This is a genomic window from Pseudomonas sp. SWRI154, from assembly GCF_014268645.1.
GTDB lineage: Bacteria > Pseudomonadota > Gammaproteobacteria > Pseudomonadales > Pseudomonadaceae > Aquipseudomonas > Aquipseudomonas marvdashtae.
The window spans coordinates 273,916-287,825 of the sequence record NZ_JABWQW010000003.1 but is presented as its reverse complement, the minus strand read 5'-3'; the positions used below and the strand labels follow the sequence as shown (position 1 = coordinate 287,825).

Sequence of the window (13,910 nt, the reverse complement as noted above, 5' to 3'; positions counted from 1 at the left end):
CGCAACCCAGCGGGAGCAAGCTCCCTCGCCACATTGGAGCTACGCAGAGTGTTCATTTCATCGTCTGTCCAATGATCTGCACCAGGTCGATCTGCTTGAATGGCTTGGTCAGCCGTGGCAGCTCGGTGGCGAAGCCTTCCAGGCGTTCGGCATAACCGGTCGCGAGGATGATCGGCAGGTTCGGCTGGCGCATACGCAGCAACCTTGCCAGCTGCGCGCCATCCATTTGTGGCATGGCCATGTCGGTGATTACCAGGTCGATATCCTGGTTGCGCTCATACACCTCCAGCGCCTGGGCGCCCGACGGTGCGCAGAGAACCCGATGGCCCAGGTCTTCGATCATCAGGCGAGTGCTGGTCAGCACCAGGCTGTCATCGTCCACCACCAGCACGCGCAACTCCTGGACCGGGGGCGCCGGCGCCTGCGTCGCAGGCGGCGTCTGCGCTACCGAATCATCAGCCACCGGCAGCCAAAGCTCGGCGGTGGTGCCGACACCTTTTTCGCTCCTGAGTATCAGCCTGCCGCCCAACTGCCCGGCGAGACCATGCACCATGGACAAGCCCAGGCCGGTGCCCTTGCCCACGCCCTTGGTGGTGAAAAACGGATCCACCGCAGAGGCCAGCGTCACCTCATCCATGCCCTCGCCCTCGTCCGTGATCGCCAGGCAAATGTATCGCCCGGGGGCCAAGGGCTTGTCCAGTCCCGTGACCTCGGTCGCCAACCGCTCCTGCGCCTGGATGAGTATCCTGCCGCCGTGTGGCATGGCGTCCCGGGCGTTGGTCGCCAGGTTGAGGATCGCCAGTTCGAGTTGATTGACATCGGCCATCACCGGCGCCAACGCCTCGGCGAACTGGGCCTGGATATGAATCGAAGGGCCCATGGAGCTTTGCAGCAGACCGCTGATGCCCTGCACCAACGCCGACAGCTCCACCGATTCGGAGGTGAGCTTCTGCCGGCGGGCAAACGCAAGCATGCGCTGGGTCAGCGACACGCCGCGAAGTGCGCCTTGGGTCGCGTTATCCAACAGCTGGCTGAGCTTCGGATCGCTGGGCATACGCTTGCGCACGATCTCCAGGTTGCCGAGTATCACCGTCAACAGATTGTTGAAATCATGGGCGATGCCGCCGGTGAGCTGCCCGATGGCTTGCAGTTTCTGGGATTGGAACAGTGCCTCGCGGGCCTGTTCGAGTGCCTGCTGAGCCTGGGTGGCATCGGTGATGTCGCGGGTGATCTTGGCAAAGCCCAGCAGCGTTCCGGTATCGCTGCGAATCGCATCGATGACCACGTGCGCCATGAATCGCGTGCCATCCCTGCACACGCGCCAACCCTTCTTTTCGAACCGGCCCTCACTGGCGGCTATGCTCAGGGCACGCTGTGGCTCACCGGCTTCGCGGTCTTCGGGCGTATAGAACATCGAAAAATGCTGACCGATGGCTTGCGCCGGCAAGTACCCCTTGATCCGCTGCGCGCCCTGGTTCCAGTTAGTCACCTGGCCATCCGGGTCGAGCATGTAGATGGCGTAGTCGGTGACGCTCTGCACCAACAGACGAAACTGTTGCTCGCTTTGCTTGAGGGTTTCTTCGGCCATCTTGCGATCGGTCAGGTCGCGGGTGATCTTGGCGAAGCCGAGCAATGCTCCGCTCTGGCTGTCGATGATCGGATCAATGACCACATGGGACCAGAACAGCGTGCCGTCCTTGCGCACCCGCCAGCCCTCGCCTTCGAAGCGCCCTTCGCTCACGGCCGTGTCCAGCGCCCGCTGCGGCACGCCGGCGGCACGGTCCTGGTCGGTATAGAAACGGGAAAAATGCTCGCCGAGGATTTCGGATTCTTCATAGCCCTTGAAACGTCGGGCGCCGGAGTTCCAACTGGTGATGATGCCCGACGGGTCAGTCATGTAGATCGCATAGTCGACCACCGCGTCGATGAGCAGTCGAAAGCGCTGGTCTTCATTGATGACGGGGACGGTCTTTGGGTCGTTCTCAAGCATGGTGGCCGAGGAATCCTTGGGGATTTTCGTGGAGTATGAAACAAGTCCCGCGAGAGGAAAAACCTGATTTATGTGGGGTTATGGTGATGTTTGTCGGGAGATTGGGCTTGTTCCGGCCTGACCGACCACCATTGCGGTAGCAGCCGTTGCACCTTGGCCTCGCCAAACCGGTCGTCGATGAGCATGACGACGCCTTGATCCTGCTGGGTGCGGATGACCCGACCCGCCGCTTGCACGACCTTTTGCAGGCCGGGGTACAAGTAGGTGTAATCGTAGCCATCGCCAAAAATGGCCGCCATGCGCTGCTTGATCTGTTCGTTGACCGGGTTGAACTGCGCCAAGCCCAAGGTGGCAATGAAGGCGCCGATCAGTCGCGAACCCGGCAGGTCGATCCCCTCCCCGAACGCACCGCCCAGCACCGCGAAGCCGACGCCCTGGCTGTGTTCCATGAATCGTTCGAGGAACGCCTGTCGAGGCGCCTCGCCCATGCCGCGCGATTGCGTCCAGGTGCCAATGTGCGGGTGTCGTTCGGCGAACAGTTCGGCCACTTGCTGCAAATAATCGAAACTGCTGAAGAACGCAAGGTAATTGCCAGGACGTTCGTCGAACTGGCGCGCCATCAGCGCGACGATAGGCTCCAGGGATGCCTGGCGATGGGCAAACCGGGTGGAAATCCGGCTGATCACCTGCACATCCAGCTGTTGCGCCTGGAACGGCGACTCGACGTCGATCCATACAGTGTCGGCCGGCGTTCCCAGCAGGTCCGCGTAATACTGGCGCGGGCTCAGGGTCGCGGAAAACAGCACGCTGCTGCGCGATGCCGTGAACCTGGGCCGCAGGAAACCGGCCGGCACGACGTTGCGCAGGCACAACGAGGAGAGGCTGCGCTGGCGACCGGACTCGCGTTTGTGGATGTCGAACAGGAAATGCTCGTCGAACGACTCCGCCACGCGGCCGAATTGCAACGCGTCGAAGTAGAAAGCTTGCAGCGCGCTGTCGAGTCCCTGGGGATGGTCGTTGAGGTAATCACCGATGGCCGTGACGCAGGATCCCAGCGCCTGGAGCAGCTTTTCCGGGGGCTTTCCATAGGCTTGGTAAGCGGCGATTTGTGGCTCATGCAAGGCGTTCCACTGCCGATTGACCTTCTGCAGCGCCTTCTTCACGGGCGCGGGCGCGGTTTTCAGCACCGCCGCGAGTGCGGACTGATCAAGGGTCGCGCTATACATCTGGCGGCCTCGCTCGACCAGATTGTGCGCTTCGTCCACCAAGGTCGCGACCGTCCAGGCATTGGCCTGGGCAAGGCCGAAGAGCAAGGCGCTGAAGTCGAAGTAATAGTTGTAGTCGGCCACCACCACATCCGCCCAGCGGGCCATTTCCTGGCTCAAGTAGTACGGACAGACCTCATGGGCCAGCGCGATGTCACGCAACGCAGCCTGATCGAGCAACGTGATCTGGCTCGCCGCCTCGCGAGCCTGCGGCAGCCGATCGTAAAACCCGCGGGCCAGTGGGCACGACTCGCCATGGCAGGCTTTGTCCGGATGCTCGCAGGCCTTGTCCCGGGCGATCATTTCCAATACCCGCAGCGGCATCGCGGGGTCGCTTTGGGTGATCAGCCGAGCCGCGTCCAGCGCCAGCTTGCGTCCCGGGGTTTTTGCGGTGAGGAAAAACACCTTGTCCAGGCGCTGCGGCGCGAGAGCCTTGAGCATCGGAAACAAGGTGCCAACGGTCTTGCCGATCCCCGTGGGCGCCTGGGCCATCAGGCAACGACCGGTGCTCACGGCCTTGAACACCGACTCGGCCAGGTGCCGTTGCCCGGGCCTGAAACCGGCGTGGGGAAATGCCAGGGCCTGGGCTCCCAGGTTGCGTGCCAGGCGATGGCGCATCTCCTGTTCGGCCCAGGCCAGGAATAGCGCGCACTGCTGCTCGAAAAAAGCCTGGAGTTGCAGCGCGTCGAAGCCTTGCGCCAGGCAGGTCTCCTTTTCACTGACAATGTCGAAGTACACCAAGGCCACGTCGATGCGCGGCAGTTGCAGCTTCTGGCACATCAGCCAGCCGTAGATCTTCGCCTGGGCCCAATGCAACTGGCGATGGTTGTCGGGTTGTTTGCCCAGGTCGCCCCGGTACGTCTTCACCTCTTCAAGGCAGTTGCGAACCGGATCGTAGCCGTCCGCCCTGCCCTTGACCTTCAGCGCGTGATAGACGCCCTCCAGGCTCACTTCGGCCTGATAGCCCTCACTGCGCCGCGATGCCACGGTCCGGTGGCCGACAATGCCTTCCAGCGCCGTGGGCGACGGGGTGAAACGCAGGTCCAGGTCGCCGACCTTGGCAGTGAATTCACATAACGTCCGGACCGCGATGCTGTAGCTCGGCGCCTCGGTCATGCGCCCTGCTCCGCCCATTGCACGTAACAGACTGCAACGGGCATCCGGTGCTCATGGCAGAACTCCAACCAGCGCAATTGGTTGTCTTGCAGGCGGTCACCCGGGCCTTTGACCTCAATCATGCGGTAGGTCTTGTGCTGCGGCCAGAACTGGATCAGGTCGGGCATGCCGGCGCGATTGGCCTTGATATCCAACAGCAGGCGGTTGAACCAGTGCCTGAGGTGTTCAGCCGGCAAGCAATCGAGCGCTTGGTCCAGCAGTTCCTCGGACAGCGCGCCCCAGAAAACGAAAGGCGATTGCACGCCCGACTTTTCCGCGTAGCGGCGGCGGATGGTGTGCCGATAGCGACCGTCCTCCAACTCGGCGAAACACGCCGCGAACAGCTCGGCGCGGCGGTCATGGAAATCTTCATGGAGCAGGTCCACCGGGCCGCGTTGGAACGGGTGGAAAAACGCTCCTGGCAGCGGCGCGAAGATCGCCGGCCAGCACAACAGGCCGAACAGCGAGTTGACCAGACTGTTCTCGACGTAATGTACCGGCGCGGCCTCATCATGCAGATGCGCCTGGACGCAATACTCCACCGACAGCGCCGGGTCGACGCGGGGCAAATGCAGGTCCAGCCGCTCCACCGCCCGAGCCATCGCCCGTGGCACCGGTGGCCCACCCAGTTTGCGCCGCAATCGAGGCACTATCCTCAGCAAGGCCTGATGTTCGGCGGCATTTTGCGGCGACTGGGCTGCTGCTTCGCCCAGCTCGAGGGCCAACGCATATTCGCCGATCCGCTCCAGCACGCGGATCATCCGCAGCCGCGCGCCGGGGTACGTGCAATCGCGATAAATGCGCAGGGCCAGGGCAAAATCGCCGATCCGCTCGCCGTGCTGGCCGATCTGGAACAACAATTTGCCTCGGCGGCGCTCCAGCCAAGGGTTGTCCAGAACCAGGCTGTCGACCTGGGTGACGATCGATTCGAGCGGCTCGCCAGCCTCGAAAGCTTGCTGGCATTGATGCAGGAAAAAACACGCATCGATGTCCTGTCGGCTGCGCAATCCCCGCGATTCGACGCTGAACTCGACCGTTTCATAAGTGAAGATGCCCAGGTCCGCCAGCACGAACTCCGACCAGTCCTGGTAAAGATTGCCAAAAAACATCAGTCGCAAGCGGTCGCATAGCGCCATGACCGTGACGCTGAACAGCCGATCCTCGAGCTGAGGGCACCAATCGCGAAACGGCTTCGGTTGGCTGCAATGATCGCTCAATGCTTGCAGCCATTGGGTCTTATTCGCCTTGGGGTGCTCGATCAAATGACCCAGGCAGAGGAGGACTTCCTGTTTGAGCAACACGTCAAACAGCTCGACCAGAGTAAGACTGGCGTGCTCCTCGACCCAGCCCAACGCCAACAACGGCGCCACGGCCAGGTCGATCTCGCCGATTTCGGCGTAGTGCAGTTTATTGCGGCGAAAGTGCAGGCCCTTGCGCATCACCAACCGTACCAGCAACCCCTGGGACGAGCGCGGCAATGCCGAGAAACCCTCGATGAAGCTCACTTCTTCGCTGCCGAGCACATCGGCGTAACGTTGCGTCAGCCATGCGAGTACTCGCTGGAAGTTGTTCAGATAGTAAAAGGGATCGTCGAGGGGGTTGGCTGTCACGGAAAAGCGCCACGCATGCTGGAAGTACTGGTTATGCGTACAGATATCAGCTACTCGCAGCCCAAGCAACTGCAAAAGATGAGCGGTCTTCTATATTTAAAGGTGAAATCCTTCAAGCGGCGATGAACTTTCCTACGGCAAGCGAGACCAATGGCGGTTAACTCAGTGATGGCCCGGTCGAATCAGCCGGGCTCGCGTCTTTTTGACTAGAGGTTATGGACTATGAACATCAGGTTTCTCGGGCTGCCCTTGGTCGCCGTGACATTCCTGGCGCTGGCCGGCTGTTCGACACCGACCGTAGTGACCTTGCAGAACGGTACGCAGTATTTGACCGAGGACACCCCCAATACCCGTACCGCCGATGGCTTCTACGAGTTTGAAGACATTTCGGGCAAGAAAGTCCGGGTGCGCGCCGATGAGGTGGCGACGATACGCAAGGAAGATTGATTGTAATCGAGCCCTCTCCGTGAGGGCTGGCCTCTTCTGGTCCGGCAAATCGGCCCTAGCCTGTCGGCATCACGAACATACCTCCCGCAAACAGCCCCTTAGCCAACGGTGCACAGGATCGGCATCCATCCGCGGGTGCCAAAGCATGGCAATGGTGAATTCGGGCACCGCCACTGGCAGCACGAAACTGTGCATGCCAATCCGCAAACGGGCGGTGTAGCGCTCCGGCACGCTGGCGATCAGGTCGCTGGACCGGGCGAGGCCCAGCGCGGTGGAAAAGCCCGGTACGGTGGTAATGATTTCGCGAGTCAAATCCATCGAGCCCAGGGCCTTGTCGATCAGGCCATGCTCAAGGCCACGCATGGAAACTCCGATGTGCTGGCCCGCCGCATAGTCGGCAACGTTCACCTCGCCCCGACTCAGCGGATGCCCCGCCCGCACCACACCCATCAGGCGGTCGGTGAACAGCGCTTGCGTGCGCAATTCCGGGCGGGTGTCCTCGCCCACCACGGCGGTCTCCAGATCCACGCTGCCTTCGCGTAGCGCCGTGCTGTCGCGGTCCGCCTTGTCGACAAAACGCAGCCTTATTCCAGGTGCTTGCCCGCCAATGTGGGCAAGCAGCTCGACGGCGAAGTTTTCCACGAACCCTTGGCGGGTGCGCAGCGTGAAGGTGCGGTTGATTCGTCGCAGATCCGCGGCCTGCACCGGGCGCAGCGCCGCCTGGACGTCCTGTAGCAGTTGACCGACCTGCTCGCGCAACTCCTGCGCCCGTGGCGTCGGAACCAGCCCACGCCCCGCCCGTACCAATAATGGATCGCCGGTGGCCTGCCGCAGACGCGCCAGCGCTCGGCTCATGGCCGAGGGGCTCAATCGCAGCCGTCGGGCCGCACCGGCCACGCTGCCTTCGGACAGCAAGGCGTCAAGGGTAACGAGCAGGTTGAGGTCAGGTGTGGACATCGTCGGCCCCGGTTCTGATAGATGGCGTTTTACGCAGCTATAACATGCAACTCGTGCGTCTTCCGCCATGTTATGCCTCGGCGTACTGTTCCGACAGCTCCAATGCGAGAGCAGCAGACAGAGGAAACATGATGAAGCCAGCCGATACAGAGCAACGCTTGCCATCGGGCGCATTTCGACATGAGCGTGTTTCTACGCGCTGGGCCCTGGCCAGCCTGGCGCTTTCCACGCTGCTCGCCTCCTTTGGCGCCAGCGTAGCCACCGTGGCCTTGCCGGTACTGGCCCAGGCATTCGATGCATCTTTCGCGCAGGTGCAATGGGTGGTGCTGGCTTACCTGCTGGCGATCACCACGCTGATCGTCAGCATGGGACGCCTGGGAGACCTGATGGGCCGCCGCACGCTTCTACTGATGGGCATTGCGTTGTTTACGCTAGCGTCAGCCCTGTGTGGCTTGGCGCCCTCGTTGTGGATGCTGATTGCCGCCCGGGCGCTGCAAGGCCTGGGGGCGGCCATCATGATGACCCTGACGATGGCGCTGGTTGGCGAAACGGTCGAAAAAGCCAAGACCGGTGTCGCGATGGGACTGCTGGCCACGCTGTCGGCGGTGGGCACCGCCCTGGGCCCGTCGGTAGGTGGCCTGTTGATCAGCGGGTTCGGTTGGCATGCGGTGTTCCTGATCAACGTGCCACTCGGGCTGCTGACGCTGTTGCTGGCTTGGCGATCCCTTCCGGCCGGAGCCACGGCAACAGCCGGGCGGGTGCGCTTCGATGGCCTCGGCACATTGCTCCTGGCAACGACGCTGGGCGCTTATGCCTTGGCGATGACCCTTGGGCGCGGGAGCTTCGGTGCGTTGAATGCCGGATTGCTGCTGGCAGCAATCCTCAGCGGTGGGTTATTCGTCCGGGTGCAGCGTCGGCTGGCGTCGCCACTGATCCCCTTGGCGATGCTTGGCGACCGTTTGCTGGTGTCAGGCCTGGCGACGAATGCGCTGGTCGCAACGGTGATGATGGCGACCTTGCTCGTCGGGCCGTTTTATCTGTCCATCACGCTCGGCCTGCCTTCGGCCCTCGTCGGGCTGGTATTGGCAGCGGGACCGTGCGTCGCCGCCCTTTCCGGGGTTCCCGCCGGGCGCCTGGCTGACCGATTCGGCGCGCGCCCCATGCGGCTGGCCGGGTTGGCGACAATGGTCCTTGGCACCTCACTGTTGTCATTGCTCTCCCCGGCGCTTGGCATCGGTGGCTATGTCGCTGCGATCGTAGTGACGACCCTTGGCTACGCGATGTTCCAGACGGCCAACAACACGGCGGTGATGGCACCCGTCGTCGATAACCAGCGCGGCGTCGTCTCGGGCCTGCTGAACCTGTCCCGCAACCTGGGCTTTTTTACCGGTGCCTCGGTGCTCGGCGCGGTTTTCGCGGCCACGCTTCCGACCAACGGTATCTCTACAGCCAGCCCCGACGACGTTGCAAACGGCTTGCACGTGACCTTCGGCGTAGCGCTGGCGTTGACGACCCTGGGATGGCTTATCGCCTTTAAACACCGCGTCCCAGAGCCATCGGAGGCCTATCAGGAAAGCGCAGGTGAACGATGATGGCACTCTGGACATTTGCCGTTAGGTCATGACGCAGATCAAAAAAACTGAACCAATCGCCAAACGGACTGAAAAAATCCACGTGACGTTCATTTTCAGGTGCTATTTTTAGTTCTCATTGGTAGAGCCATGATGGCTCTTCCTTCCTGACATGAGCAAAAGGAAGCGCTTGATGAAGAAGGCGGGCCGCAAATGAATAAAGGATCTTTCAGCAAGGTAACGTTCCCCAATGCCTGCCAATTGATGCGCTGGCATTTTCATCCCATGGGCTTCGAAGCCAGCATGGACGCGCCAGGCAGCATGGTCGCCAGGTTGTTCGACCGCGCCAGCGGCGAAACCATGATCGCGATTGCAGGCATTCCCTGTGCAACCGTGATGAACGCCCCCGACGTCGAGCGAATCATCGAAGCGGTGGAAGCCGAGCTTGAAGCCTTCGTACCGCCAGTTGGCTTGCAACGATTCGCCTCCTGACGCGTCCTGGCAATACAAAGCCCACAATTGATGTGGGCTTTTTTATAGGCTTCAATTCAGCCTGATCTCAACCTTGGGCACGGCGACGGTCGAGGAAGAACGGCTTGCCTGCGCCGATCCGGTCCGAAGCCTTCGGGGCATTGACCGCCTGGCCTTCCTGGGAGTCGACATACCAGTAGCAATGCTGGACCGCCCGGGTGATGCCCACGTAGGCCAGGCGCAGGATCTCATCTTTCTGCGCCGTGTCGTACGGTTCGAGGTCACCTTCGTGGCCCAACCCGGCCATCCGGTAAACCTGATTCTTATAGGGCGAACGGGTGAGGTGCTGGCAATCCCCTAGCAGGAACACCGCATCGGCTTGAAGGCCTTTGGCACTGTGATAGGTCATCTGCCTGAGCCGCCGCTGCGGATAAGGCAAACTAGAATCCACATTAACTGTTCGACTAATATTCTTTTCTATCAATGCCTTATCGCTGCTTTTTCGATACAACATCAAGATCGAATCACCGTTGCGGTAATGTTCTTCGAGTCGCCGCGCCAACCCTTCGTCGTCCCGGTCAAGCACCGTGACCGGACTTGGCGCACGGGCCCTGCCGCTTGCCTTGGCTTTTTTACCGGGAATGGATTGCGCCGAGCGAACGATGTGCTCGGCCGCATCAATGATGTATTGGTGGCTACGGTAGTTTTCAGTGAGCATCACCCGAGTTGTCGCCGGTGACGGGAACTGCTGGTCGAAGCCCATGAAGAAACTCGGCGAACTGCCGCGCCAACCGTAGATTGACTGCCAATCATCGCCCACGCACAGCAAGGACGAACGCTGCGCACCGCGCCCGACGTGCATGGCGGGCCCGCGACTGCGCACCTCGCCCAGACTCGCCCGTATCCAGGAGACGATTTGTGGAGAAACGTCCTGGAACTCGTCGATCATCAGATGCGAAAGCGGCCTCAGTAACGTGTCGTCGAGCAGCTTGAGATTTTCTGGCGAATGCTCGCTGAACAGCGCAAACATTCGGTTGTAGGTCATCACTGGTGGCGATTGGTCGAGCAAATGGTCTTCAAATGCCCGCCAGAATCGACTCAAGGCTTCAAAAAAATACCGATCCGGATCGTCTTGGGCAAAACACATTTTGCCAACCGCATCCGGAACGTCCAGGCCAAGGTTTTCGATAAAGCCTGCCGCCGAGACGAAACAATCCAGCAACGGCGCTGAACTCAGTTCGCCCTTGACCCGGTAATCGAACCCGGGCCCCGAGCTGGTGTTCCCCGCCAGCGAAGTCATGACGCGCCTGGAATCTTCATAACTATCTAGCCAAATCAAAGGCTTACGCGAGAAAGCTTGAAACAAGGTTCGCTTTACAGCCCATTCGGCGCGCAGGCTCAGCTTGGCACCGGGTCGGCTCAGTTGGGAATTTTCACGGGGATCGAATCCCAACATCACCCAAGCATCGAGCGACTGGCTATAGCCATGGCAATAGAACCGCGACCCGTTGATCTCGAACACCTGGCGCTTGGGCTCAATGCCTTTGATCGGCCAGGCACCCGCGCGAAACCATAAGTCTTCAATCGCATCGCACAACGCTTCATCGCGCTGAGCCGCCAGCTCAGTCACTGCCACACGCTTTTGCACATCCGGGTGGTCACGCTCCAGCGCCTTGAGTTGCAGCGCGTGGAGGGAAAGCGGCTTGATCAGCTCGCGGAAACGCTCGTCGCGTTGGTAGAGGTTGTGATAACAGGTATTGAGTTGCTGGCGCTGGGCATCGTTGATACGTAAATCGAACGGATTGCCCTGGGTGTCCTCCTCATCCGCCCCGGTGCGGTGGCTCAGCGTCTCGAACGCCTGCAGCCGCTCAAACCCCGGCAGGCTACGGACCATAGGCAGGAGACGGGAATGGAAGGTGCGCACCAGGTCGCGCGCCTCCTTGAGGCTGATGGTGCGCCCCCAAAGCGCAAACACCGCGACCAGCTTTTCGATGAAGTCCTTGCGCGACTCACGGGTGAACGTCACCACGGTCATCGAATCCAGCTCGAAACCCAAGTACTGGGAGAGCAGCACAACCCGCAGCACCAACGTCGTGGACTTGCCCGCACCCGCGCCGGCTATGACCGAAGTCGTGGGCGTGTCGCTGAAAATCATTTTCCATTGCGCATTGCTGGGCTGCTCATCCGCCGGTAAACGTCGCGCAACGTCGGCCTTGACGCGCTTCTTCAGTTCGGCGGTGACGGGCAGGCGCCAATCGTCGAATAACAAATCATCGACCTTGGGGGGTGGGTGCTCGTTACTTCGTGAGTCACGGATCAACAGAACCTGACGACCCTCCTCCAGTCCTTCGGCTTTGCCTTCGCCGAAACCGTAGTCGAATCCGGCGGCATGACCGCTGCGAAAACCATCAGCCTGACCGTGCAGCCAGGATGCGCGATGCTGGGCGCGCAGACGGGTCAGGCCGTGGCCGAAAAATCGCGCGGCCAGGCGTTTTAACCAAGGCATCTGAGCCAGGGGTAAAAGTTCGGGGGGAAGATCGGGGCTGTGTTGCGACACGCTGGAAACTCCGGTGTTCAGAACCATGGCGACTATGGTGTCTGGATTTGCCAGCGGATTCCAGCCAAAAGCTTTTAATTCAGGGATTTAGGCGATGAAATGAAAGTGTCGTATCAGGATGTCGACTGCTCGATTACAAACAGCCTCGCCCCCATGAAAGGATCTGCATCGTTGCAAATCGATCATGAGGGCGAGGCTGTTTGTCGTTGGAGAGCTGTTTATTACCGTCCGCAAATGGCCCCGTCTACCAGTGCCTGGGCCTCGACCACCAGTTGTTTCAGGTGCTCGTCGCCGATGAAGCTTTCGGCGTAGATCTTGTAGATGTCTTCGGTACCGGATGGTCGCGCCGCGAACCAGCCGTTTTCGGTCATCACCTTCAAGCCGCCGATGGCCTGGTCGTTGCCTGGCGCATGGCTGAGGATGCTCTGGATCGCCTCCCCGGCCAGCTCGGTGGACTGGACCTGGTCCGGCGACAGCTTACTCAGCAGTGCTTTCTGTTGCGGGCTGGCCTTGGCGTCGACACGCACCGAGAACGGTTCGCCCAGCTCATCCGTCAGGGCACGGTAGGCCTGGCTTGGGTCACGACCGGTGCGAGCGGTCATTTCAGCAGCCAACAGCGCCGGGATCAGGCCGTCCTTGTCGGTACTCCAGACGCCGCCGTCCTTGCGCAGGAACGAAGCACCAGCACTTTCCTCGCCACCAAAACCCAGGGAGCCATCGAACAGACCGTCGGCAAACCACTTGAAGCCCACCGGCACCTCATAGAGGCGTCGCCCCAGGCTCTTGGCCACGCGATCGATCAGGCCGCTGCTGACCACGGTCTTGCCGATGGCGGCATCGGCCCGCCATTGCGGACGATTCTGGAACAGGTAATCGATGGACACCGCCAGGTAGTTGTTCGGAGCGAGCAGGCCGCCACTCGGTGTCACGATACCGTGGCGATCGTGATCCGGATCGCAGGCAAAAGCCACGTCGAAGCGTTCTTTAAGGCCAATCAGGCCTTGCATGGCGTGACTCGAAGAAGGGTCCATGCGGATTTGCCCATCCCAGTCGACCGTCATGAAGCGGAAGGTCGAATCCACGTTGGTATTGACCACTTCAAGATCCAGCCGGTAGTGCTCGGCAATGGCAGGCCAGTAGCGTACGCCCGCGCCGCCCAGCGGGTCGACGCCCAGGCGCAACCCGGCACCACGGATGGCATCGAAATCGATGACATTGACCAGGTCAGCCACGTAGGTATTGAGGAAATCGTGGCGGTGGGTGGTCTCGGCCTTGAGCGCCTGCTCATAGCTGATGCGCTTGACGCCAGCCAACTGATTGGCCAGCAGCTCATTGGCCTTGGCTTCGATCCATTTGGTGATGTGGGTATCTGCCGGACCGCCATTGGTGGGGTTGTATTTATAGCCACCACTCTGCGGCGGATTATGGGACGGCGTGATGACGATGCCGTCAGCCAGGCCGGTGGTACGGCCACGGTTGTAGCAAAGGATAGCGTGGGAAATCGCCGGCGTGGGCGTGTACTCGTCTCCTTCGGCGATCATGACGGTTACGCCGTTGGCGGCCAGCACTTCCAACGCGCTGGCGCCCGCCGGGGTCGACAACGCATGGGTGTCGATACCGACGAACAACGGCCCATTGATGCCCTGCGCTTCACGGTACAGGCAAATCGCCTGGCTGATGGCCAATACGTGCCATTCATTGAAGCCCAGGTCGAACGAGCTTCCCCGGTGGCCCGAAGTGCCAAAAGCCACGCGCTGGGTCGAAACCGAAGCATCGGGCCGGCCAGTGTAGTAGGCCGTCACCAGTCGCGGGATATCGATCAACAACTCTGCCGGTGCCGGCTTGCCCGCAAATGGACTGACTGTCATGCAAAACCTCGGAATGGAG

9 protein-coding genes are annotated in these 13,910 nt (G+C 61.0%); 3 read left to right on the top strand and 6 right to left on the bottom strand.

What is annotated here, in order from left to right:
• Positions 1-52 precede the first annotated feature (52 nt).
• The 3 genes from HU806_RS04775 to HU806_RS04765 all read right to left on the bottom strand — a co-directional run bounded on the left by HU806_RS04775 (position 53) and on the right by HU806_RS04765 (position 6,020).
• Positions 53-1,990, bottom strand: a complete 1,938-nt coding sequence (locus HU806_RS04775) for a hybrid sensor histidine kinase/response regulator (RefSeq protein WP_186610278.1) — start codon at positions 1,988-1,990, stop codon at positions 53-55.
• A gap of 68 nt (positions 1,991-2,058) precedes the next feature.
• Complete coding sequence (locus tag HU806_RS04770) at positions 2,059-4,371, bottom strand: ATP-dependent DNA helicase (protein WP_186610277.1); 2,313 nt, start codon at positions 4,369-4,371, stop codon at positions 2,059-2,061.
• Positions 4,368-6,020, bottom strand: a complete 1,653-nt coding sequence (locus HU806_RS04765; protein ID WP_186610276.1) for a VRR-NUC domain-containing protein — start codon at positions 6,018-6,020, stop codon at positions 4,368-4,370. The genes HU806_RS04770 and HU806_RS04765 overlap by 4 nt, the downstream gene beginning before the upstream one ends.
• A 222-nt stretch (positions 6,021-6,242) precedes the next feature.
• On the opposite strand from HU806_RS04765, the gene HU806_RS04760 reads away from it, so the two are divergent.
• Positions 6,243-6,467 carry a YgdI/YgdR family lipoprotein gene (locus HU806_RS04760; protein ID WP_186610275.1) on the top strand — a complete coding sequence of 75 codons (225 nt, stop codon included), beginning with the start codon at positions 6,243-6,245 and terminating at the stop codon, positions 6,465-6,467.
• 69 nt (positions 6,468-6,536) lie between these two features.
• On the opposite strand, the gene HU806_RS04755 is transcribed toward HU806_RS04760, so the two are convergent.
• Entirely contained in the window at positions 6,537-7,424 is an 888-nt protein-coding gene (locus HU806_RS04755) for a LysR family transcriptional regulator (RefSeq protein ID WP_186610274.1), read from the bottom strand.
• A gap of 131 nt (positions 7,425-7,555) precedes the next feature.
• Between HU806_RS04755 and HU806_RS04750 the strand changes: the two genes are divergently transcribed.
• Entirely contained in the window at positions 7,556-9,016 is a 1,461-nt protein-coding gene (locus HU806_RS04750) for an MFS transporter (protein ID WP_186610336.1), read from the top strand.
• A 192-nt stretch (positions 9,017-9,208) separates the two neighbouring features.
• Entirely contained in the window at positions 9,209-9,487 is a 279-nt protein-coding gene (locus HU806_RS04745) for a DUF1652 domain-containing protein (protein WP_186610273.1), read from the top strand.
• Positions 9,488-9,554: 67 nt separating this feature from the next.
• On the opposite strand, the gene HU806_RS04740 is transcribed toward HU806_RS04745, so the two are convergent.
• Together HU806_RS04740 and pgm are read right to left on the bottom strand one after the other, a co-directional pair.
• Complete coding sequence (locus tag HU806_RS04740; RefSeq protein WP_186610272.1) at positions 9,555-12,023, bottom strand: UvrD-helicase domain-containing protein; 2,469 nt, start codon at positions 12,021-12,023, stop codon at positions 9,555-9,557.
• 221 nt (positions 12,024-12,244) lie between these two features.
• Complete coding sequence (gene pgm / locus HU806_RS04735; RefSeq protein WP_186610271.1) at positions 12,245-13,891, bottom strand: phosphoglucomutase (alpha-D-glucose-1,6-bisphosphate-dependent); 1,647 nt, start codon at positions 13,889-13,891, stop codon at positions 12,245-12,247.
• Positions 13,892-13,910 lie beyond the last annotated feature (19 nt).